Source organism: Paenibacillus sp. GCM10027626 (genome assembly GCF_042676285.1).
GTDB lineage: Bacteria > Bacillota > Bacilli > Paenibacillales > Paenibacillaceae > Paenibacillus_Z.
In genome coordinates, this window is the sequence record NZ_JBHTHC010000031.1 from 34,520 (window position 1) to 58,193 (window position 23,674).

Here is a 23,674-nt window from a genome sequence, read left to right on the forward strand (position 1 = left end):
TATGAAACGCAATGTGTTCATTAGCATCATGTTGTCGGCCATCATCGTTTTCCTTGCTGCTTGCAGCAATGCTGAAACAACGACTAAAGAGGAAGTCAGCAAAATAGAGACAACAGCTGATCCCAACGCACCGCTCGTTATTTGGACATTTTCAGACACGACAGAGAAAGCGATTACGCAACATTATTTGGCGAAGTATCCAGATAAAAAGGTGGATGTAAAGGTCTACCCACTAGAAGTATTTCAGACAAGACTAGACGGAGCACTGCGTACAGGCAAGAACCTGCCGGATGTAGTCGCGCTCGAAATTTCGTTCGTGAAGAAATATGTTGAAAGTGGCATGCTGCTCAACCTGAATGAGCTTGGTTTGAATGAAAGAGCAAAATCTGAGCTGTATGGCTATACGGTTGATATCGGAACTGCGGCTGACGGCAACTTGTATGCTCTCTCGAGTCAAGCAGCGCCTGGAGCATTTTTCTATCGCAAAAGCATGGCTAACGAATTGTGGGGAGACGATTCACCACAATTTGTCCAACAAAAGCTGTCGAACTGGGATCAATTCCTGGAAGTTGCCGAAGAGCTGAAGCAAAATGGGGACCGTCGCATCGTGTCCAACTTAAATGCGACTCAGAAAGTATTTAAGGCATTGCGTACAGATGGCTGGGTGAAGGATCAGCAACTGCAAATAGATCCGGTATGGGACGTTTATCTGAATCAAATTCGCACGATGCAAGATAAAGGGTACAGTAATGAGACGATTGAATATTCAGCAGGCGGCGGCTGGTATACGGATATTTCTGGTGACAAGGTATTTGGATATTTTCTTGCAGCGTGGGGACTTGATTACCACTTAAAGGCGAATGCCAAAAATGGTGAATACGACTCTAGCGGAGACTGGGGCGTTATTAAAGGACCGGCTGAGTACTATGACGGCGGCACTTGGTTCGCAGGAACAAGCCAAAGCACTAAGAAGGATGAGATTAAGCATTTGCTGGAATATTTGATGTTCGATCAAGACTATTTGGTGTCTTGGGCCACGAAGACAGGGGATTTTTCGGGCAATAAATTGACGGTTGAGGCTGTGAAGGATCAATTCGCAGATGACTTCTTGCAGGGTCAAAATCATTATGAATTGCTTGCTGAAATCGCTAACAATATCTCCGCGAAGAATGTGACGATTTATGATGACTCGATCGGTGGGATCTTTAGCGAACTTGCCATATCCTACGCGCTTCATGATCAAGGGTTCGAGAAGCTGTCGGATCTATATGAACGTTTTAAGTCTTATGTAAAAGCATCCTATCCAGATGTTCAAACAGAGTGAGGATATTATGGTCAAACCAAAACGGAGATGGATGAAATATGATCATTATGGCTATTTGTTTATCGCACCATTCTTCCTGGCGTATTTCTTGTTCCACCTATATCCGATGATGTATACGATTGGACTCAGTTTTACTGATGTAAAGGGTATGAACCAGGATTTTCAGTTTGTAGGCTTTCAGAATTACACCTGGCTGTGGGGGAACGAGTATTTTTGGTACTCCATGTATAACACCGCGATCATGTGGATCATTAATTTTATCCCACAGCTAGGTTTTGCGTTGCTATTTGCGGCTATATTTGCGAGCAAGCATATTAAAGTCCGGGGCAAGCAATTTTTCAAAGTCATTTTTTATATGCCCAATATTATTATGGCCGCATCTGTAGCGCTATTGTTTGGCACGTTATTTGCTCACCCGTTCGGCACGTTTACTATCATTTTCAAAGAATTGGGACTTGTCTCGGAGTCGTTCCAATTCCTGAGAGATGAATGGGCGACCCGGCTGCTGGTTTGCTTTATTCAATTCTTAATTTGGACTGGGCCGACAACGATCATGCTTGCAGCAGGTATGACAAGTGTCAACAACAGTTTGTATGAATCGGCGATGCTTGACGGCGCGACGAGCAGGCAGATGTTTTTCCGAATTACGGTTCCTCTGATCAAACCGATCTTGCTTTACACATTAGTAACCAGTCTGGTTGGAGGCCTGCAAGTATTCGATATCCCGTTCCTGCTGAACAATGGTGGACCGTTGAATGCGACCACGACGATCGCAGTGTATACGTATAAGCTCGCATTCACTGGCGATAACAATTTCAGCGGATCTGCAGCTGGATCGGTCTATCTGATGCTGATTGCCATTGCATGCAGCTTCGCGTTGTTCAAAATGATGGGAGCCAAAAACACATGAGTACTAAGCGGACACTCTCTCAACAATCATGGACGGTATACGGTAGTACATTATTCGTGTATGTTGTGTTAATTTCTTTTGCCGTCACTTGTTTATTTCCATTCTATATGCTGGCAGTGAATGCCACCCGGTCGACGAATGACATACAACAGTCCATTTCATTCTGGTTCTCGACGCACTTTTTCATGAATTATGACTCGCTGGTGAGCAGAGAACTCGATATTTTCCGAGCGCTATGGAACAGTTTTTACATTGCGGCGACCTCTACATTGTTGAACTTGTATGTCTCCGCAATGACGGCTTTTGCCTTCCACACTTATCAATTCAAGGGCAAGAAATGGCTGTATGTGACGATTCTGCTGGTCATCATGATACCGGGTCAATTAGGGATCATCGGCTTTTATCAATTTATGCTGCAGCTTGGCTGGCTGGATAGTTATGCACCACTCATCTTGCCGTCCATCGCATCCGCAGCCAGCGTATTTTTCTTAAGACAGTATTACGCATCTATGCTAAGCAAGGAATTGCTAGAAGCGGCACGAGTGGACGGTTCCAGTGAATTTCGCACCTTTAATCAAATCGTTCTGCCGATTTCATTGCCGGCGCTGGCAACGCTGGGAATCGGTTCATTCGTGGGCTCGTGGAACAACTATTTGATGCCCTTTATCCTGATCAGCTCAGAAGAGAAGTATACGATGCCTATGCTCGTGCAGTTGCTAAAAACGAATATTTTTGCTACCGATATCGGCGCCATTTACACGGGGTTATTCTTAACGGTCATTCCCTTATTGCTCGTGTACATGTTCTTAACGAAATACATCATTGGAGGACTAACAGTAGGAGGGATTAAAGAATGAGACTAAGGCATGTCAGGCTTGGCGTTGCCAAGGCATTTATCGGCGTCGCCGTACTCATAGCCGGTTGCTCGGCAAATCAAGAACAAGTGGAGCAGTCGCCTGAAGTGGAGAAGGTACCCGAACAGGTTGAAGTGCCGCTGCTCAAAGACGTTTATGCCGATTATTTCCCGATAGGCGCAGCCGTTAAAACGGGTTATATTGAGCCGTACTCCGATTTGATGAATCACTATAACAGCGTATCGATGGAATATGAAATGAAATGGTCGGCATTGCAGCCTGAGGAAGGCCGATTCTCATACGCTGCTTCTGATGAAATCATAGATTATGCCAAAAAAAATGACAAACTTGTTCGAGGTCATACCTTAGTATGGTATCGCGCATTGCCTGCCTGGGTGTTATCGGAAGGAACGACGGAGGAACAGGCGCTTGATCGGATGCGTGCACATATTGCGGCTGTTATCGAGCATTACGGGGAATCCGTCTATACATGGGATGTTGTGAATGAAGCATTGGCAGATAATCCAACCCAGGCTCAAGTCGATTCGGGCAACTTCTATCGAACAGGGAAGGAGGCGACAGGTACACTAACAGGCGATTGGTACGCACTAACCGGTATTGACTATATAAAAGAAGCATTCCGTGAAGCCGATCGGGTTAGAAAGGAGCTAGGGCTGGATATTACGCTTTTCTATAATGACTATGGCTTAAATATTCCAGCAAAGCGTGAAGCAGCCGTGAAATTAATTAAGGAATTGCAGGCAGATGGCATTGCCATTGACGGCATTGGGATGCAAGGCCATTATTATTTGGGCGATTTCATCATGGATGAATTTGAGAACAGCATCAAGGCATTTACAGAGCTTGGACTAGATGTTCAAGTTACAGAGCTGGATATCTCCATTTATCCATACGGCTCTACAGATGAAGTGTATGATGAGCTGCCGGAAACGATTGCTAACATTCAGGCGGTCATGTACGGCGGGATCTTCAACATTGCAAGAAACTATTCTACACCTAAAGCCGAAGGACATGGAAGAGTGACGGGCATAACCTTGTGGGGCATTGCGGACGATTTATCCTGGCTTGATAATGAGCCCGTAAAAAACAGAAAAAACTGGCCGTTGTTGTTTGATGAGGAACAACTGCCGAAGCCAGCCTTCTATGCGGTTACACAATTTTAAGAAATGAAATAAGGGTATGCTTTGAATGGATTGCCTTTGTTATCTATATACACGAAGGGGATATGTAAATGATAAAGAAAAAAGCACTTATTTCATGGATTGCTGGAAGCGTAGTAATCCTGGGGGTAGCTGCAACAATCATTCTTACTAATCAGAACGGAAAGCCCGAAGACAAGAAAACGGAAATGATCACGGAAACGGTGGACGATCTCTCCGATGACACCAATGTGTATCAGGAAGGCGACGAGTTCGCATTTACACATTGGCACGGCGATGATTCTGTTTACACTGAAATCAATCAGACAGAGGACAATCAGACCTTTGTTCGCTACACGAAGATGGGGTCGATGGATAAGATGTCGGGCATTGCAGCAGATGTGACAGGCAAGCTTTCACAGTTTCAGTATGTAAGTTTTACGATTAAAGCTGATGAGAGCATGGCTGGGAAAACGCTGGTGGCGAGACTTGGTGATTCTACTTTATCAGCTCTGTTATTGGGGAATGATAAGACGATCCTGCTTGAACCCGGCACACATACGTACACATATGCCGTTTCAAGTGCGAACAAATGGATGCTGGACTCGCTGGATAAAGTCCATTTGATTGCGGAGCCCGGTTTGCGGAGCGCGACCAACTTTGGTACGTTTACGATTACCCGTTCCTGGTTCTCGGTCGAAGCCCCTGATGACACTTCACTTGTTGAAGGTGCGACATGGATTGTTTGGGCGGGCAATTACAAGATCCAGCAGGTTAAGGACGTTACGCGGGTTTCGTATTCCGGGATTAAGCCTAGCTCCTGGGCATCGATTGCAACTCCTGTTGAACACGATCCAGCTACACAAAATGCAGTTCGGATTACGCTCAAAAATACCGGTGACTCCACCTCTTATATCCGTTTAAATCCTGTGTACAACTCAAACGGCGAAAATGCGAACCTGGTGGAACGCGCAAGTGAAATCCTGGAGCCTGGTGAAGAAGTAACTGTCACGATTACGGAGCTGACCGAGCAAATTACGTATTTCAGTTTGCTGATTTGTTCCAGTTGGGATGTGCCTGAAGGTACGTATAGCGGAACTGTGGAAATATCCAATCTGGAATTTATTCAGTTAGAACCTTCGGATTGGCAGGGCAGCAGCATTTACGAAGTCATCCAAGCGAATGGAATCGCAACAGTTACGTATCGTAATGTCGAGGCCAACACATGGCAAAATATTTTTACCGAAAATGTTGACCATCAGTATCCGGAACAAAATGCCATGAAGATGGTCGTCCAAAATATGGGCGAAACTGCTTCTTACGTACGTGTCGTGCCAATGAGTGGGGAGCAAAATTTGATGGAGCCGGATTCTCGCATTGTGGAGTCTGGCGAAACGAAAGAAATATTGGTTGGACCGCTGCCAGAAAAAGTGGATAAGGTTGTACTGTATATTGATTCCGGCGCCGACGTTCCAGCAGGTAACCATTCGGGAATATTGCAAATCCAGCAGCCCGTATTTTTAAAGACTGAGCTGGAACAGCTTCAAAGCGGAACCTAGCTTTCGAGCGCAGGGTATAAGGTAAAGGAAACGGATGGCGTTGCCACCGTTTCCTTCACGGGAATTGTGCCTGAAAAACGAACTGGGACAATGTTTTTACGGAGGCGTTTACACATCGGTACCCTGAACAGAACTTTATGATGCTCAAGGTGAAAAATACAGGCAAACAGACTGCCTACGTACGTGTTAATCCTACCGATCATATGATCAAGCGAGTCATTCAGGGAGAATTATCGTAATTCTCCCTTTCTCCTTAATTTTACGTGGACAGATTGTCCAGCACTAGCAGGACAACTTACGCCGTCAACTGGCGGACATTATGCATTAGCAGTATAATTAAATTACGACTAAGCAACGGAAACGATAGTTGAAACACCGACATAAAGGCCACAGATTACTTCGACGGCCTTATGAGCATATATCAGGATTGAGCAGAAAAAGGGGCAATTATGCACCGCGGCGGATTTTTCGCCACAGCAAAAAGAGCGAATTTTCATGAAGAACTGCTCATGAATTTCACTCTTTTTTACGTATGGCGGTCGTTGTAATTATCATAAACCCACTGTTCGCTATCGCCATATTATGTAGTGGTTTTGTTAATTTTTGATAAACCAGTACCAATAACAAAAGTGAGGAAGAATATGAATATAGTTCTGATAGGTATGTCTGGAGCTGGTAAAAGTACTTTAGGTGTACTGCTTGCAAAAGCTTTAGGAATGGATTATGTGGATACAGATATTGTTATACAACAACATGAGGGCAGGTTATTGCAAGAAATAATTGATAATGATGGTATTGAAAAATTTATGGAAGTCGAAGAAAAAATTGTGTCTGAACTGCAACTAAAAAATTGCATTATATCTACAGGTGGAAGTGTTATATATTCAGAAAAAGCTATGGATGTCCTTAAACAGGGTGGACAGATTATTTATTTACATGTCCCGTACGAAGACATTAAAAGGAGACTAACAAACATAACAACCAGAGGCATTGTAATAAAGAATGGAAGTAGTCTTAAGGACGTCTACGAGGAAAGGGTTCCTCTATACATGAAATATAGTGATAAAACTCTTGATTGCTCAAATAAGGATATAGAACATTGTGTAAGTGAAATTATAGAGAAAATACAAGAAAGTGAATGAAACTATATTTATCCCGAAGGAGGATGTGGGCTGCCTATTCCATATCGGGCGCAGCCCCATTCCCTTTCAACCTGCTTCCTCTGATTTGGCAAAGTACCCGACGAGAAAGTCGCGAAACTTGCGCGCAGCGAGGGATAGGTACCGCTTATCGTGCCAAACGATTTGGAAATTGCGCTGGCAAACGGGGAACTCAATATTCAGCAAGCTCAGCGGAGAGTTCGGGCCGCCACAATTTCCTACAAGCGCAACGCCTAGCCCGGCTCGGACAAGACTTGCAATGGCGGCAGGCTCGTCGACCCGGCAGACGAAGTTAGGCTTTATCCCGGCTTCTTGAAAAAATAAATCGTTCATTTGCTGAAAAGGAAACCCCTCCTTGTACCCGATAAACGGGTCCTCCGCCAGCTCGCTCAAGCGGATGCTCTTTCGCCCGGCAAACCGGTGTCCTTGAGGAACAGCCAAATAAACATCTTCCTTCAAGACGGACACCGCGCTAATGTCGGGCCGATCGATCGGCAGCGGCGTAAAGCACATGTCGACCTCGCCTGTCTCCACCAAATGCGTCATTTCTTCCATCGATGCCTGTGTAATTCGAAAGTTGACTTCCGGATGAAGTACGAGAAATTCACCCAGCGCATCCGATAATCGGTCCAGTGTCGATGTCGCAAGGTGAATGCTACCTTGTTCGAGTCCCGCCAGCTCAGACACTTCTTTCTTTCCTTCTTCCAACAGGGCGAGTGCCTTCTCGACTTTGTCCAGAAATGCCTTGCCGAACGGATTAAGGCGAATCCGCCCTCCGTGCCGGTCGAACAACGGAACCCCTACGTCTTCCTCCAGCCTTGAAATCGTCTTGCTCAGCGCAGGCTGCGCGATGCACAACTCCTGTGCCGCCTTCGTCATGTGCTCCATCCGGGCCACCGTTCGAAAATACCGCAACTGCAGCAGCTCCATACGCGTCTTCCTTCCCATATACCCAAGTATATAACCATTATGGTTTAAGATATATTTTTGTTTATTTATTAGTGATTGTAAAATAAAGCATATAAGGAAAGCAATACGCTTTGGCAAAAAAATACCATATATGAAACGAGCGAACATTGCTCGATGGGAGGAGTGCAAATGAATCAATTAAGCATCGGTATTATTTTAGGAAGTACGCGTCAAGGACGCGTAAGTCCGCAAGTAGGAAATTGGGTTAAAGAAATTGCCGATGGACGTGGAGATGCGAATTATGAAATCGTAGATATCGCAGACTTTCACTTGCCTTTTTTTGGAGAAGGGACAGGTAACGAGCCTGGATTAATCGCTTGGGCAGAAAAGCTTTCCAGCCTGGACGGATTCGTATTTATTGTCCAAGAATACAATCACAGCATTACGGGTGTCTTAAAAAATGCACTGGATTCAGCACGCGGTGAATGGAGTAATAAGGCAGCGGGCATCGTTAGCTATGGTTCAACGGGCGGAGCCCGCGCAGCCGAACATTTACGGGGAATTTTAGGAGAACTGCTCGTAGCGGACGTTCGCGCACATCCAACATTTTCGGTATTTACCGATTTTGAAAACTTCAAAACATTTAAACCTGCCGAACTGCACGTTGATAAAATAAACGCAATGTTAGATCAACTTATCGCATGGAGCGGCGCATTAAAAACGTTACGATAAATGACGTTACAAATATGTTAAATAGGGGAGGATTGCACGATGAAAGCAGCAGCATTTCGTTCGGTCGGCGGACCTGAGGTCATGGAGGTTATGTCGTTTCCCGATCCGCAGGCCGGTCCGGGGCAGGTCAGGGTCCGGGTGAAAACGGCCGGGGTACAGCATTATGATTGCGGCCTGCGGAGCGGCTGGACTCCGCAGGGCGTGGCCATTCAGCATCCACAAATTCCGGGCAATGAGTTCGCGGGCATTATCGATCAAGTTGGCGAAGGCGTTACCGGCTTTCACGTAGGCAGCGAGGTGCTCGGCTTCGCGCTGTTGAATTGTTACGCTGAATACGTGGTCGTGGGCGCTGACCAAATCGTTAGCAAGCCCGGCAGCATGACCTGGGAAGAGGCAGGCGGGCTGACCGGCAACGGCCAGGGCGCGTATATCGCCATGAAAGCGATCGGCGTTGGACCGGGCGATACGGTGCTGATCCACGGCGCAGCCGGATCACTCGGTGCCTTTGCGGTACAGTTGGCGAAGGAGTGGGGGGCCGCAACGATTATCGGCACCGCCAGCGAGAGTAACCACGACTACTTGCGTTCACTCGGGGCCGTCCCGATTTCGTACGGGGAGGGGCTTGTCGAGCGAGTGCGGGCGCTAGCACCGAACGGCGTCGACGCCGCGTTCGATACGGCCGGAGCAGAAGCGGTGCGGGCCTCGGTTGAATTGGTGCAGGACAGGAACCGTATTTGCACGTTCGTCGCTTACGAGCTTACCGAGGAGCTCGGCCTCCGCGTCATCCGCAGCCAGCGCTCCGCCGCCCGCTTGGCCGAGCTCGTCGATCTGCACAGCAAGGGCAAGCTGCGCATCCATATCCGGCAGACGTTCCCACTCGAAATGGCCGCGGATGCGCACCGGCTGATAGAAACGAGGCACGGCCGCGGCAAGATTGTCCTCACCATCGACTAAGCGGAGATGGGAGCACTATACGAGTTGTTATCGTTTTTTGAAGCTGCAAATCTCAAGAGCCGAGAGACCGAGCTTACGGATTCGATCTGAAGCGCTGCTCAGGGAAGCCGGCTGCTGGTTCGCTATGACGATACTTGCCCCGATATTCACCCGGTGTCATGCCCTGCAGCCGTTTGAACAAAGCGTGATAGAACTTAGCGTCGCGCATGCCGCACGCATGTGCGATGTTCTGGATGCTCTCGGAAGTATCGGTCAGCAGCCTGCAGCTTTGCTCGATCCTGCAAGCGGCAATGTATTGTCCAACGCTGACCCCCTTGGCTTCCTTAAAAGCTTTGCACAAATAGCTTGAACTGACCGAGAGGTGGGCAGTGACTGTCCGAAGGCTCAGTTCCGATGCATAATAGTTTCGGTGAATGAAAGCGACAGCGCTTTTGACGCATTGAAACATTTTCCGAGAGCGGTACATTTGCTCCTCTCCTGACTGCCTCAGCAGCCTCGACAGCTTAATCAGAACGATTCGAACGTACCCCCTCATCACTTCCAAATATCCAAGTTCTTTCCGATCATACTCCGCGATCATCGCCTTGAAGATAGCTGGAAACTCGGCCCCTTCGGTTCCGACGTATTTGTTCTCGGGGGAGAAGCCGGAGAAGTCGAAGTCTATGAATTCCGGCAAAAAAATACAGTTCACCCACCGGAACGGCTCCGTCTCTCCGGACATGGGGTGAAGAGAATGCTCGTCCGGCGTGCTCAGAAGGAGCAGATCCCCCGCTGATACGAACATCGACTTGCCATTCGTAACTTGTATGCCCTTCCCGGATGAAATATAAACCAGTTCAATGAATTCGTGGCTGTGCGGCACGCACCCGTCGTTGTTTGAGCTGTGAAGGATCAGGATCCGCTCGGAGGGATCGATTATACTGTTCGCATATTTCATCGTCTTTCCTCCCTGTATGTTCCCATCTCAATGCACAATACACCCCTTATGTACTCAATATACCAGTTAAATTTAAATGAATTCAATTAAAATTTAATTAGAGAAGGGGGAGAAACGATTGAAGAAAACGGTCCGGGACATCACGCCCTATACGGATCCGAATTGGATGATGCTATTTATTAAGACGGATGGCGTTATGCCAAATTGGGAGGGTTATCCGTTCGGGATGTGCTGACGACTGCTTTATCGGCAAGCCAAGGAGGATGGGACTGGGAGACGGTCGAAGCTTCCGTGTCTTACCGCGTGCGAGGAAATGAACTGGAGCTAGCGATCCCACCTCGATTGCCTCGGTTTTATCGACCCTGCAGTCCCGGTGAGATTCGAGTTCAAATGGGTAGAGAACGTCGCGGAGGCCGGCGATGCCAGCGAGTTTTATTTGCATGGGGACGCCGCGCCGAACGAACGGTTCAACTACGTCTATTCGGAGTGGCCTGAGTTGGACCTCGCTTTGTATGCGAGAAAGCTGCCGGAAATCAAGAAAGAAACAGGAGGGAGATGAATCCGATGACGAAGCTGCAGATGAGTTACGACACTTATTTAGACAAGGTGCATGGCGGGTGGATAGGCAAATGCATCGGAGGGGCAATCGGAGCGCTTCAGGAAAATAACAAGGGGCTGCTGAGCTATACGGAAGATAACGTATTTCCGGATCGAATTCCGCCGAACGACGATCTGGATTTGCAGATTTTGTATTTGCAGGAGGTGCTCGAAAAGAAGGGGACACGAATCGCGCCGGGCGATCTCGGAAGCGCGTTCGCCGCATATAACCTGTGTCTGGCCAACGAATATTCGATCGCGATCCGCAACTATGAATTGGGAATTGAAGCCCCCTATTCCGGGAGCTTTAACAATTCGTATTTTCACCATTCCATGGGCTGCCCGATCCGCTCTGAGATTTGGGGGTTCATCGCTCCGGGGCATCCGGAGACGGCGGTCCGCTATGCTGCCATGGACGGTTCCGTCGATCATAAGGAAGAGAGTATTCGGGGAGAGCAGTTTTTAGCCGCGATGGAGGCGAACGGTTTCTTCGAACGGGATATTCACCGGTTGATCGAGAGCGGTCTTCGTCATATTCCGAGGGACAGCGAGACGGCGAAGTGCGTCCGTTACGTGATGGAGCTGCACGCCTCGGAAATCGACTGGCGGGAAGCGCGGCAGGAGCTGGTGAACGAATATGGCAGCGCCGATGCTTCCTATGCTGTCATCAACATCGGAATTACGATACTCGCGCTTTTGTTCGGCGAGGGGGATTATACACGGACGATGTTGACGGCCGTTAACTGCGGCTACGACACGGACTGCACGGCAGCGACGGCCGGCGCGATACTTGGAGTCATGATCGGAGCCGATGCGATCCCGGACTTCTGGAAGAGCCGCATCGGCGAGGACGTCGTCATTGGAACGGTCGACATCAAGCGATACTCCGATAAGATCATCGATCTGGCCAAGGACACGTGCCATGTCGGCCTGGCAATGGCTCGCGACGATGTGATCGCGGTAACGTTCACCGATGCGCCGGAGGACGTTCGCCCCGCGCTGCCGCTCCCGGCCGCTTATGAATGGCTGGAAATCGCGGTCGATTATGAGGGGCTGCCCAGCATCGGCTATGGCGAGACGACAATCGTGACGATAACACTGACGAATCGCGCAGGAGCTGAGCAAACGGGTCAACTGAAGGTGGAAGGACCGGATCATTTGATCGTGGCTGTTGATGTAGCGCTGATTGCGGTGCCAGCCGGCGGAGAGGTACGGTGTCGCGCTGAAATTACGGTGAAGCCTGATATTGGTGTGATGCCGCAGCGCAATATTTTGAGGGCCGCATTCGTACAGCAAAATCGGGCCGCTGCGGTCAAAACCTTTGGCCTATCCGGCGCGGCTCGTATGAAGATGATCGGTCCTTTTTGGGACAATTACGACACGACCCGTTTCGACCACGATCCCTTCGAGGAGAAAATGCCGACGACCTTGCGGGCGATGTTCAACAGCTTCGTTAACCTGGACAGGCCGTACGTGGACGAATCGTTCGAATCGTTGGATGCGCTTCCCGGCTCGTATGTGAATTTTCACGAAGACAAGCTTGACCCGCATCGGCATATCCGCTACAAGGGTCCGTGCTGCGTCTATCTCGTTCAAGAGCTGTACTGTCCGGAAGCTCGAGACAACGTACAGCTGCTGATCGGCCATGAGACGCCATTCAAGCTATGGCTGAACGGCGAGTTAGTGGCAGATGACCGAGAGCCGACCATGTGGATGCCTTATAATCGCGTAGAAACTGTAAAGCTGAAGGAAGGGATTAACCAACTGGCGGTCAAACTGCTCAGTTACGGCAAAACGATGGATTTCAGCTTGCAGCTTCGAAGCGAGGCGACCAAGATGCACTTGTTCACGGATTTGGGATACCGTGTTTGAATAGGGAGGACCGCTTATTTACTTGACGAGCCAGGAGAAGTTTACGATCGCGATGGGGCCGCTGCGGCATCACCGGCGGGAGTTGCTCGATTTGGCCGATTTGACCAAGCCGTTGCAGTTTGATTTCAAATGGGCGGATAACATCAGCAGCGGCAGCGATGCGATGGAATTTTACATGCATGGCAATGCAGCGCCGAATGCGCGGTTTAATTACCGGTTCACGGAGTATCCTGCGAATTGATGTTGGCTTGTGCAAGCTCCTTGCGGCAGAAAATACGCAAGGAGCTTTTTCAGAGTGTAAGAGGGGCGCGAAATCGTTATAATAACCCAACTTTCGCAGACCGAAAATCCCAATAATCCCTTAATGTACTTGGGCAAACTGGCTGTAAACTTGTCGAAAAGCCCTTGAAACTTCTCTTCAGACAGGAGGAGGACCTCCTGAACTGCCGACTTGAATAGGTCAATCAGCAACATCATAGCAGAAGCGAATTTGATATCTTCCATTTCATCACAGCATACATAAAACAGATGGCCCAATGGCCAAGCGTAGATATGACTTTGTCATTTTGAAGAAAACTTCAATATCCTAACGTTTGCTGTAAATCCGGATCATTTCTTCGTCCTACTAACAAGCAGTTACTGGTAATAAAAATCTTCCTTTTCCTGAAGAAGGTAGCGTACAATAAAGGTATACAGTGTGCGATTCGAGGAGGTTGACGCATGAAATTACGTGAATTGGCCGAACTTATTCCGAACGTGGTTGTCCGGAGAGACGCAGATGTCGAAATTACGGGGATAGCCAATCACCGATGTTCGGTTATTTTGATAATGTGTAATGAGTTTATAGTTGGCGGTGAGATAAATGGATAGATTGAAACACAGCGGATTTTATAAACTTAAATTCTTCATAACGCCAGAGGAATTTAAAGGTGTTTTGAAACACTTTGAGCAAAAACAAGCACAATTCCATCTTACTAATTATGCCCAGACCAGACATGATCAAAATCAGGTGTATGAGGCGTATAGAAAATTTTATCAGTATTTCACGGCAAAAGAAAAACCGGAGGGTTACCGCCTATTTTTTGTATATTCTATCTCTTTTACTCTTGATAATGCAAGATCTGGTTTTTTTGTAAGAAATGAAGGTATCAGCTTTCCAAATCAGCAACAATGGGCAGAAGATGAATTGCCTTATCTAATGCTTTCCTTTCCCAAAGGTTTTCAAATTGATTTGGAGGATGAAAAAGGGAAGTATTATATTTATGAGGATATTCGGGAACATCAGCCGTTAACTTATGCGTTTTTTGATGAAGTAGCGAACGATATCAAGAAAATCACAAAGCTGCTTCGCTTTTCAGTACCTGCAGCAGATGGTTTGCAAGAGCAAAAGCCACCTGTTCGTATTAGCAAAAATGCGGTGAACGACATGCTTAACTCTTGGATTTTTGAGAAATATAAGCTTGTGATGAACAACAAGTAGAATGTTTTGTAAGCAAGGTTTGTGCCATTTATCCACCAAACAAAAATTGATCGCAGCCAATGAGGCTGCGTTTTTTAAGTATATCATCAAACGAACATAACCTAATCGACATTGCCAGAATCTGTTCAGGCGAACGACTGGTCAAACGAGCAGACCGCCGCGGCAGTCTGCTTTTTGATTAAAGCAGGATAGTTGAACAAGCATAGAGAATAATGCTGATAATGATACGGCAAAAACGACTATATGGGGGCAGAGGGATGTCTTTAAGATCAGCGGACGATCAGGAGCTTATTGAAACATACAAAAGCGCACCAAGTGAACTTATGAAGACAATTACAGGATTAAGTGATTCTGATATGGATAAGACAAGAGCACCTGGCAAATGGTCAATCAGAGAAATTGTCCATCACATCATAGACTGTGATATGAATTACTTTCAGATCAACCGGTACGCTTTAGCGGACACAGGAGCAACCTATTTGTTCAATGAATTTAATGGGAATGTTTGGAACTCCAAGATGGGCTATAAAAATCGTTCAATTGAATTAGAAATGAAATTATTCACCATGATGCGAGAATATATCGCATACTTGTGTACTTCCCTTCCAAATTCATTGGACAGGGTTCTTATCCATGAGCACGGAAGAGCAACAGTCCGTGACGCCCTGAAACACGATATTCAACATGCTTCACACCATATCAAGCAAATTCTTGAGACTCGTAGGTTACACAATTTGTAGGTTCTGTGCATGCTATATTTCTTTCTCTTCTCCAAAATCAAAAATAGTTTCATTCACCAATCTATGAAAATATTGATCCATCTGCATTAAGCCCGCCCTCTCCAGCAGACATTTGGCCCAGTCATCCAATCCTAATGATGCAACAGAACAATTAACGGCATCTGTTGCAGGTTACAGTGATACGTTCATGCTTGGCTTCATCATTTCGATCATTGCGGTGGTTGTATCTCTTTTCCTAAGAAAAAACAAAAAAGCAAAACAAGTAGGTTAGCCTCTTGCGCTGCTTCCAGGACTGCTCTGCCGTAACAAGCGGAGCAGTCTCTTCTCTTTCACAAAGTAAAGGACGCGAGAATGGCAATACCAAACTCACGCCCAGTACCCAGAAGACGCTTCAATTGAAATATTCAATCATTAGAATCGTTAGGATTTCACAGTATAATGCAGTTGAACCATCTGCCCAAAGCGTTTCGTCTCTACCAGGAAAAGCTTTAATTCCGGATTGTCTTTTTTGAACAGCGGAATCCCATTACCTAAAATCGTTGGTGTTATCGTAATGATAAACTCGTCCACGAGGTTGCTTTTCAAGAGTACGTCAAAAATCTCGGCTCCACCGACGATCCAGATTTTAGAGCCTTCCTGCTCTTTCAGATCCTCAAAGAATTCCGGCACATCTCCAGTAACAAAAGTCACATGCGGACTTGGCTCATGTTCGGAGCGTGAGAACACATAGCACTTCTTATCTGGATAGGGAAATTGGTCAGCTAGTTCAAAGGTATGCTCGTATGTTTTGTTCCCCATTAATACAGTATCAATCGTCTCATAAAATTCGCTATAGCCGCTGTCTCCCTCTCCTTCTGCCTCATAGAGCCAATCGATATCGCCATTTTCTCGCGCAATATATCCATCCAAAGATGTTGCAATGTATAATACAACAGGGCGCTTCATTCCCTTCATCTCCTTTGCGAGTGTTAAATTTACTGCTATTAATGATAGCATTTAAACATGACATCTAATGACATATAAGGCGCTTAGCTCTCGGGCAGTTCACTGCAACAAATAATCTCCATTTTCGTCTGTTTGGTGAAGGGAGAGAATACCAATGCATAGTTTTCGCTATCTTTCAAGAATTATTATTGGAATGTCTTTTATCATGCTTTTTCTGACAAGTTGTGGTGAGGCTCAAATTAAGCCCGCATCAAGTGAAGATACAATGATTGCATTTGTGCTCGGTGTGGATATGGAGAAACGTGAAATTCATTTAGATATTGGAGATTGGGTGAACCGAAATAATACGACTGGAAAACGAGTGGACATCAGGCACTCGCAAACCGTATCCTATGATGAAACGACCATTTTTGATTCCGAAAACGGACGGATCGATCCTCAGGATTTAAAAAAAGGACAGAAACTAGTGGTGTCTCCGACTCCAGCAAGTGAGACGAAAAGGGAAAGACACACCTACAAGGCAAACAAAATTTTTAAAGCCACCATGTCCAAGCAGGAAAGATGGAAGGGATTCTTAAGTAGTGGGGATGGTTTCCACACAGTAGTGATGTACGAGGAAGGCACGAGGCCACCATTTGATGAGCTGGATTTTGAAAAACACGTGCCGATATCATTCAAAGGCGGCATTTGGTGGAAGACTGATGAAGAGGGAACGGTAGTTGATTATAAACAGGAATTTGGTTTTGAAAAGCTGCCAGTCATTCTCGTATTTGATAAGGACGGCCTGGTATTTCAGACTGATTCTATGGAGAAATTAAAGATCTGGTCTGATGAAGGCAACGTTGCAGATAAAATTGCTGAAAAGCTAATTGTGCTCAAGAGAGTCGGGACAGAGAATAAGTACGATGATCACAAAGAAATTACGGATAATGAGTCAATTTTGAACATCAAAGCCATACTGAAAAGCGGGGAATGGGAAAAAGTAAAATTTAGTAAGGAAAGACCACCTGATTATAAATTACACTTTGAACCAACTGATGGAAGGAAAACAAAAGCGATCTTGTATGATGTTTGGTTTACGAATGGGTTTGCACAAATTTACATCGACGCAACTAATTTGTACAAAAAACTATCGAAAGAGGATTCTTCAGTTTTGCAAAGCATAGTTAGTTAATAAAGGGGTAGTGAAATAACGGGGAACGATAGTTGAATTACCGACATCGAGGGCGCCGTTCTCCTCATAAGATGTTGTTGAAATAAACATCACATAAATTTTGACAATGAAATCATACGAATTGGGAAGGTGACGCTAAATGATTAGATATCCGTTTTTAAAAGAAGGGACAACAATAGGTGTAACAGCACCCTCGTCAGGGGTAAAAGCCGAATTGCACGATTTGCTGAAAATCTCTTTCAATCGTATGGAGCTGAAGGGATTCAATGTTATTGGCGGAGAAACGATTTGGACTCAAGATAAGGCAAAGTCTGCGCCAGCCCAAATACGTGCTGCTGAATTGAATAAAATGATGAGCGATGATCAAATCGGCATAATCATCCCACCTTGGGGCGGCGAACTTTTAATCGAAATTCTTGAATACCTTGATTTTGAATATTTTAAAAGCAAGTGGATTTTAGGTTATTCAGATGTAAGTCTTTTATTGTTGGCATTAACATTAAAAACAGGCATTGCAACTGCTCATGGTACAAATCTCATTGATTTACGAGGAGATTTTTCAGACAGCACCACTGCAATGTGGCAATCTGTCTTGTCAACTAAAGCTGGCGAATCAATCATCCAATATTCATCGGAAAAATATCAAAAGGAATGGAACCACTCTGACCCTTCGCCATGCGTCTATCATTTAACAGAACAAACGTATTGGAAAGCGATTCAGAACACTAATGTTAAAATACATGGTCGTTTACTTGGCGGATGTATCGATGTGATCAGACACTTAATAGGCACACCGTTCGGTGATGTCCAACAATTTCAAAAGAATCACATAAATAATGAACCTATCTTATGGTACCTAGAGAATTGTGAACTATCGACTGCCGATTTGCGCCGATCGTTGGTGCAGATGAAATTAGCAGGCTGGTTTGATAATTGCTCGGGTCTTCTTTTTGGAAGAAGCGGTGCAAATCAACCTGTCGATAATTATACAGCGGAGGATATTTACGGCGAATTATATGAGGAATTACAGGTTCCAGTAATCTACGATATAGATTGCGGGCATGTTCCGCCACAAATCACTTTCATTAACGGGGCATATGCTGAGATTGAAGTAGGAGACGGCAAAGGCTCCGTAAAGCAAATTTTTAAACCCTAATTACTCCATTCTATATAAGTGGCACAAAAACATTTTGGAAACAACTGTCTAATACCTGCAGGTAATAACTCGTTGCCTGTGGGAGGCGATCCGAATGAAGAACATCCTTCCTATGCTGATGATTAGGGCTAACGAACCTGAGACACGCTATTGCTGAAAAAAAGGCGGGGAAGGAGCCGATTTTCGGTGAATAACGATCGGTAGATTCGTTACAGCCCGCGAGGCCCCATTTTGAGCCGAATAAGGGTTTTCAGGTTCGTTAGCGGCCCTTAGAGGCCCCATAGGTACTCGGGGTACATACGCTTGGCGTTTTATACCGCTAGCGACCGAACTGGCGCTTATACCCCGAACCCTGTGATAAGAATGCCCGAAATCCCTTTTTATTAACGCCGAGTCTTTGGCAATACAACGGTGTATTTTACCTCTTCGGGCGCTTTCACCTCAACCTGCATCCTGCCTTGTACGATCTCCCAGGCGACCTCCACCGCTCCGTACGGAGTGGGAACCGAGCCTTTTGCCCACGCAAGGCCGCAATCCTGCGGCTCGATCCGTATCTCCCTGAAGCCGGGAGCTGCAGGCTTGACACCCAGAATGCCGGAGAGAAACTCATATCCGGGACTGCACGACCAGGCATGACAGAAGCTTCGGGCGAGCCACGGCTCTTCCGGCCATGTCGTCAGGTCAGAATCCATCATGAGATACCACCAATCCAGCAACTCTGCAAACTTGCCGTAGCGCTCTCCTCTTTCCAGCGCCCGGAATACATAGTATCTTCCGTACAATGTTGCTTTGGCAAGGGCTTCGTTCCGGTTGAACTGATCGCAAATTGCCGCGGCGCGTTCCGCGGTGGCGCAGCCCGCAAGAATCGGCCAGGCGTTGCCCAGTTCACTGTATGTCTCCAGCTGCGGGCAATCCCTGTACAGCCCTTTGCCCTCGTCCCAGCAACGTTGATTGATGCCCTCCGTTGTCTTGCTGTGCAAGCGGCTGTAGCGCTCCGCCAGCTCCGGATGACCTAATACCGCCAGCAGGCTTGCAGCAAGCTTGAGGCTATAGGAGTATTGGGCGGTAATCAGGCCGGTTTCACCACTGCGGGAACCGGGAGGGGCTCCCGGCGGATCGTTCCACTCCTTCACCCAGTCAACAACTGTCCAGTAATCGAGATTTTCTAGCAAATACCTGTCGTTCAGATAGGATTGGAACCAGTCCAGCGTGGATATCATAACTTTTTTGCAGGCATCCGCGGTCTCAAGATCGCCGGTGTGCCACCAATACTCATACACCATGACAATCCACAGCAATGACCATGAAGGAATAATTTGCGGTACCCGGTTCGGATAGCGGCTTTTCGTAATTCCTTCGTAGTCTGCCGACCAGTTGAACATCAGCACAGCCTGCCGCGTCAGCTGCCAGTCCCCGGTCATGTAGCCGGCAACCAGGGCAACGACCTGGGAATCACCCGCATACTGATTTTGTTCATAGTACGGGCAATCCTCGAAAGTATCGTGACAGCAGAGCTGGAGCGTTCTGAAGGTCATGTCCCACAGCTTGCTGTGTCTTTCGTCCGACGAAGCAAACTTCGCCTTCAATTCCAGCGGATAGCCGACAAACCGGTAGCCGAGATCCCGCAGCAATAACGCCTCATCGCCGGATGAGATGTCGATCTGGATATACCGGAACGTCCTCCAATGCATCGGTTCGTAGCTGTGGTCCTTGCCGTCGCACCTAAAGCTGTCATGCAAGCCTTCCACAGTACCGCCTTGCGGCACTTTTTCAACCCTTTTGCGGCCGTCCTTGTGCAGTGCTTCGGAATAAGTGAGCATCACCGTCGCCCGGCTGCCGCCCCCGAACGTCAGGACGGGATATCCCGTAGTCAGCTCGCCGGCATCCACAATCAGCGAAACCGTTTGTCCCGGGCCAACGGTGATAGTTGAGCCGTCCAGAACCCACCTCTCCGCTTCATCCCGTTGCAAGGAACTGGATTCGTAAACGGAGGCAAACCGCCTGCTCTCTTCCCTCAGCAGCGGAATCATCCGGGGAACAAGCCGGTAAGGCAACGGCGTGTCCGTGAAGGACTTTCCGGTCACGCCAACAGCGAGCTCCACGGAAGGCCGCCAGTCGCCTGTACGGGCATCGGCGTCGCACTGCCAGCCTTCCGGGTATTGCCCGTAATCCAGATCTTCGCCGAGTCCCGAAACGATACCCGGAACATCCGCCGCGCGATGATGCGAATAGGCCCGGTCCGGCAAGCTGCTCCACGATCCGTTCGTGTGCAGCGCGGCCAATTGGCGGACTCCTTCACGATCCGTCAGACTGCCATCGAGAATAAACGCCGGCGTTGCCGTCATGATGCTGAGCGGGACGCCGAACTCGCTGTAATTCGGATGGGCCGTCGCAAAGCAAATGACAACCACGGAGATGATGTTTTCCCCAGGCTTCAGCCAGGGATCAAGGACAACAGTATCGTAAAACTGATGGGCGATATCCCCTTTGGCTGGTCCGGAGCACACCCTGCTGCCGTTTATAAACAACGTGTAGCGGCTGTCCGCGGAAATATGCACGGTCAGCTTGCCCCCCTCCGCAGGGACATGGAAAGACTTTCTGAAATAACAGGTGCGAAAAGGCGATCCGGGATTGAAGTCGTTTTGCCAAAACCCTCCCTGCCCCCAAATCCACATCGCTTCTCCTGTAAAAGGACTACTCTTTGGCTTGAGCGAATGCATGCTTGACCCCTCCTGTTCAAAAACATCATGGCACAAGGCACCCTGATTATGTCACGGGGATTGGGACGCTGCCTACTGTAATATCGGTACACGAATTGCAAAATCGGTTCACCGCCTGCGATCCCGCAGAATCCAGCAGGAAAATCACGCGTTCCGATCCTTGTCGCCCGTCCGGAGCGCAAATTCCTTGGGGGTCATGCCGTACCTGTTCTTGAACATCCGGTAAAAATAGGATTCGTTTTCGTAGCCTGCCCGTACCAGAATTTCATTCACACTCATGCTGGAATTTCGCAGCATCTCGGCCGCCTTCTCCATCCGCACCCCGTTCAGGTAATCAGCGATGGACATGCCCATCGCTTGTCTGAATGTCTGAGCCAAACGCCGCGTTTTCATCCCCAAGCTATCGGCAATTTGATCCGCGCACAAGGAATTGTCGTCATAGTTCAGCCTGATCAGCTCGATAACGGCGTCAACAATGTTTTTGTCCGTTGACGACTCCGAATCGGATTGTGCGAACGTCCGCTTCAGGGAAGCCAGCGTCGACACGAATACATCGTCCAGCGTCTCATAGTTCCACAGCGATTTCCAGACGTCCGCAAAGCCGTTCTCCTGTGGCGCAATTCGGCCGGAAGCGAATAGTTCGTTGTAAATGGCGGTCATCAGATGCATGTTTGAGGCGATGGCATGCTCATAGCTCATCGCGGCCAACTCATCCCGGAGCTGTTCGAACGCTTGCTCCATCCCTTTGATGCTGCCCTGACGAAGATTATCCAGCAAGATTGCCTCCAGCTTCGGCGAATGCGATTGCCGGGGATTGGCTTTGTTCCTGAGCACCCTTGCCGACGTGATCCGGCTGCCCTTGCCAAACAGAAAGCGGTATGCCGACAAATTGTAAGTATGCCGGAATGCCGCGGGCAAATTCATCGCCCCGCTCACTCTTTTGCTGACGGACACTGTAAGCGAAACAGGGTAGTACCGGCGGACAGCTTCCTGAAACCGCCCGATGATCGTTTCCATCTCCTGCTCGTGAAGCGCCTCTTCGTCTCCTCCGGCCTGTAACAGCATCACGACGTCGTTATCGTTCAGGCTGACGCCGACCGCTCCGCCGTACTCCTGCATCGTTTCCTCAAAAATATTGATGGCGGCGTATTTGAACAAATTGATGTCCCTTGAGGAATAGCGAGTCTGCAAATCAATAAAATCGTCGATCACAGCGACGAACACATAGTAAGGAGCATCATATTGAAAATCCAGGCGGTATTCCTGGCACTGGCCGCCAAAACGCTCTCGCGAAACATCGCCAGTCAGAACGGATTTGATAAAGTAATCCCGGAGGACAAAATTGTAATCGAGCTTCTGGCTGTCGTACTTTTGCAGCCTGTCGAAGGAATCCTTGTACACGTCGCTGAGGAACGCGATCTCGTCCTTCTCCATGCCTTTTCCTTGGCCGCCGGCGGCCTGGCTCACCAGTCTGCGGATCGGATTGTACACAATACCCGATACTTTCATGGAAAAAAACAACGCAAGCAAAATGAACACCGCTACGATGACGAGCAGGTATAATTGAAACGCGTGTAAATACCTATAAACGGATTCGGACGGCTGCACCTTGAAGATGGTCAGGCCAAGATCGGGAATTCTCATATAGCTGACGACATGAGATGTGAGATTCACTTTTTTCTCCCAGGAGCCCGAGTCGGCGCTATGGTCCCGCCGTTCGTTCAGGTAATCCTCCAGCACGGATTGCCGCAAGGCGGCGTCCGTGCCTCCCGTTTCCAGGAAACCGCTCGAATCGCTGTAAATGTAGGCGGCCTCGCCTTCATGCTCGTTCAGCATGCTGATTTGATTGATGTTGTCCACAATCCAGTCCGAGTTTACGTTGATAGCGACCGCTGAAGAAATGGCGGCAGGATCTCCAGAGGTCTCGTACATCATATAGGTAATGACCGTTTCCTGTTCGATCTTTTTTCCGAAAGCGTTCTCAATTGTACGAAAGATTGGAACCATCCGCGGGAGATTAGGATAGCTGGCGATGAGCTGCTTCAAACTCGCATCATCGTAATACATTTGCTTGCCCGCATAATAGTATTGGCTGTGAAAATCGTTAAAGAAGCCGATGGAATGAATGAACGTATTTGATGTAATGACCGAGCCTGTAATCCGGTTAAGCCGTCTGTAAATTTCGTCGTAATCGAGATTTCCGGTTGCGTTCAGAATATACGTGGTATCGGGATGCACAAACAAATATTTCGCTACATTTTGAATGGACGCGCTCATCAGCTCAATATTGAAGCGGGCCTGGTTCAGCACCTGCACATTATGCTGCGACTGAATGCGGAACAAGGTCTGCTTTCCGTAAACATACAGTGCCGTGGATAACCCGCCTGTAAGTATGATGGCAACCAGACTGATGGAGATCATGATCCGCATGTAATATTTTTTTTGGTAAAGTGGCGATTTTGCAGATGTTCTCATATTCACCTCGTCGACT

At 47.7% G+C, this 23,674-nt stretch carries 21 protein-coding genes; 16 read left to right on the plus strand and 5 right to left on the minus strand.

Translation table 11 applies throughout. The features are described 5' to 3' along the window. The first annotated feature begins 1 nt into the window (after window position 1). The 6 genes from ACFQ0N_RS34705 to ACFQ0N_RS34730 all read left to right on the plus strand — a co-directional run bounded on the left by ACFQ0N_RS34705 (window position 2) and on the right by ACFQ0N_RS34730 (window position 6,949). Entirely contained in the window at window positions 2-1,324 is a 1,323-nt protein-coding gene (locus ACFQ0N_RS34705; protein ID WP_379334700.1) for an ABC transporter substrate-binding protein, read from the plus strand. A gap of 7 nt (window positions 1,325-1,331) precedes the next feature. Further along, window positions 1,332-2,234, plus strand: coding sequence for a carbohydrate ABC transporter permease (locus tag ACFQ0N_RS34710; protein WP_379334701.1), 903 nt, complete (start codon window positions 1,332-1,334; stop codon window positions 2,232-2,234). Then, complete coding sequence (locus ACFQ0N_RS34715) at window positions 2,231-3,091, plus strand: carbohydrate ABC transporter permease (RefSeq protein ID WP_379334702.1); 861 nt, start codon at window positions 2,231-2,233, stop codon at window positions 3,089-3,091. The genes ACFQ0N_RS34710 and ACFQ0N_RS34715 overlap by 4 nt, the downstream gene beginning before the upstream one ends. Further along, window positions 3,088-4,272, plus strand: coding sequence for an endo-1,4-beta-xylanase (locus tag ACFQ0N_RS34720; protein ID WP_379334703.1), 1,185 nt, complete (start codon window positions 3,088-3,090; stop codon window positions 4,270-4,272). The genes ACFQ0N_RS34715 and ACFQ0N_RS34720 overlap by 4 nt, the downstream gene beginning before the upstream one ends. 68 nt (window positions 4,273-4,340) lie before the next feature. Then, window positions 4,341-5,807 (plus strand): hypothetical protein, encoded by a 1,467-nt coding sequence (locus ACFQ0N_RS34725; protein ID WP_379334704.1) that lies wholly within the window; start codon window positions 4,341-4,343, stop codon window positions 5,805-5,807. Window positions 5,808-6,448: 641 nt separating this feature from the next. Then, the gene (locus ACFQ0N_RS34730; RefSeq protein WP_379334705.1) at window positions 6,449-6,949 is read left to right on the plus strand and encodes a shikimate kinase; all 501 of its coding nucleotides are present in this window, start codon (window positions 6,449-6,451) and stop codon (window positions 6,947-6,949) included. A gap of 66 nt (window positions 6,950-7,015) precedes the next feature. Here the strand turns inward: ACFQ0N_RS34730 and ACFQ0N_RS34735 are convergent, their stop codons facing one another. After that, complete coding sequence (locus ACFQ0N_RS34735) at window positions 7,016-7,897, minus strand: LysR family transcriptional regulator (protein WP_379334706.1); 882 nt, start codon at window positions 7,895-7,897, stop codon at window positions 7,016-7,018. Between the two features lie 168 nt (window positions 7,898-8,065). Between ACFQ0N_RS34735 and ACFQ0N_RS34740 the strand changes: the two genes are divergently transcribed. Then, window positions 8,066-8,608: an NADPH-dependent FMN reductase gene (locus ACFQ0N_RS34740; protein WP_379334707.1), complete on the plus strand. Its 543-nt coding sequence runs from the start codon at window positions 8,066-8,068 to the stop codon at window positions 8,606-8,608. 39 nt (window positions 8,609-8,647) lie between these two features. Further along, entirely contained in the window at window positions 8,648-9,562 is a 915-nt protein-coding gene (locus tag ACFQ0N_RS34745; protein WP_379334708.1) for an NADP-dependent oxidoreductase, read from the plus strand. A 73-nt stretch (window positions 9,563-9,635) separates the two neighbouring features. Here ACFQ0N_RS34745 and ACFQ0N_RS34750 read toward each other — a convergent pair whose 3' ends face one another. After that, the gene (locus ACFQ0N_RS34750) at window positions 9,636-10,499 is read right to left on the minus strand and encodes an AraC family transcriptional regulator (protein ID WP_379334709.1); all 864 of its coding nucleotides are present in this window, start codon (window positions 10,497-10,499) and stop codon (window positions 9,636-9,638) included. 373 nt (window positions 10,500-10,872) lie between these two features. Between ACFQ0N_RS34750 and ACFQ0N_RS34755 the strand changes: the two genes are divergently transcribed. The 6 genes from ACFQ0N_RS34755 (at window position 10,873) to ACFQ0N_RS34780 (ending at window position 15,188) form a co-directional block, all read left to right on the plus strand. Further along, the gene (locus ACFQ0N_RS34755) at window positions 10,873-11,058 is read left to right on the plus strand and encodes a hypothetical protein (protein WP_379334710.1); all 186 of its coding nucleotides are present in this window, start codon (window positions 10,873-10,875) and stop codon (window positions 11,056-11,058) included. 5 nt (window positions 11,059-11,063) lie between these two features. Further along, on the plus strand, window positions 11,064-12,968 hold the full coding sequence (locus ACFQ0N_RS34760) for an ADP-ribosylglycohydrolase family protein (RefSeq protein ID WP_379334711.1): 1,905 nt from the start codon (window positions 11,064-11,066) through the stop codon (window positions 12,966-12,968). A 22-nt stretch (window positions 12,969-12,990) separates the two neighbouring features. Next, window positions 12,991-13,209, plus strand: coding sequence for a hypothetical protein (locus tag ACFQ0N_RS34765; RefSeq protein ID WP_379334712.1), 219 nt, complete (start codon window positions 12,991-12,993; stop codon window positions 13,207-13,209). Between the two features lie 479 nt (window positions 13,210-13,688). Further along, window positions 13,689-13,838: a hypothetical protein gene (locus ACFQ0N_RS34770; protein WP_379334713.1), complete on the plus strand. Its 150-nt coding sequence runs from the start codon at window positions 13,689-13,691 to the stop codon at window positions 13,836-13,838. After that, window positions 13,831-14,448, plus strand: a complete 618-nt coding sequence (locus ACFQ0N_RS34775; RefSeq protein WP_379334714.1) for a hypothetical protein — start codon at window positions 13,831-13,833, stop codon at window positions 14,446-14,448. The genes ACFQ0N_RS34770 and ACFQ0N_RS34775 overlap by 8 nt, the downstream gene beginning before the upstream one ends. Before the next feature lie 257 nt (window positions 14,449-14,705). After that, window positions 14,706-15,188: a DinB family protein gene (locus ACFQ0N_RS34780; protein ID WP_379334715.1), complete on the plus strand. Its 483-nt coding sequence runs from the start codon at window positions 14,706-14,708 to the stop codon at window positions 15,186-15,188. A gap of 420 nt (window positions 15,189-15,608) precedes the next feature. On the opposite strand, the gene ACFQ0N_RS34785 is transcribed toward ACFQ0N_RS34780, so the two are convergent. Further along, window positions 15,609-16,133 carry a dihydrofolate reductase family protein gene (locus ACFQ0N_RS34785; protein WP_379334716.1) on the minus strand — a complete coding sequence of 175 codons (525 nt, stop codon included), beginning with the start codon at window positions 16,131-16,133 and terminating at the stop codon, window positions 15,609-15,611. Between the two features lie 154 nt (window positions 16,134-16,287). On the opposite strand from ACFQ0N_RS34785, the gene ACFQ0N_RS34790 reads away from it, so the two are divergent. Next, window positions 16,288-17,307, plus strand: a complete 1,020-nt coding sequence (locus tag ACFQ0N_RS34790; protein WP_379334717.1) for a hypothetical protein — start codon at window positions 16,288-16,290, stop codon at window positions 17,305-17,307. 139 nt (window positions 17,308-17,446) lie between these two features. Then, window positions 17,447-18,463: a S66 family peptidase gene (locus ACFQ0N_RS34795; RefSeq protein ID WP_379334718.1), complete on the plus strand. Its 1,017-nt coding sequence runs from the start codon at window positions 17,447-17,449 to the stop codon at window positions 18,461-18,463. 383 nt (window positions 18,464-18,846) lie between these two features. On the opposite strand, the gene ACFQ0N_RS34800 is transcribed toward ACFQ0N_RS34795, so the two are convergent. Then, complete coding sequence (locus ACFQ0N_RS34800) at window positions 18,847-21,183, minus strand: family 78 glycoside hydrolase catalytic domain (RefSeq protein WP_379334719.1); 2,337 nt, start codon at window positions 21,181-21,183, stop codon at window positions 18,847-18,849. Between the two features lie 144 nt (window positions 21,184-21,327). Continuing rightward, a complete protein-coding gene (locus tag ACFQ0N_RS34805) occupies window positions 21,328-23,658 on the minus strand; it encodes a helix-turn-helix domain-containing protein (RefSeq protein ID WP_379334720.1) in 2,331 nt (776 codons plus the stop codon). Between the last annotated feature and the right edge of the window lie 16 nt (window positions 23,659-23,674).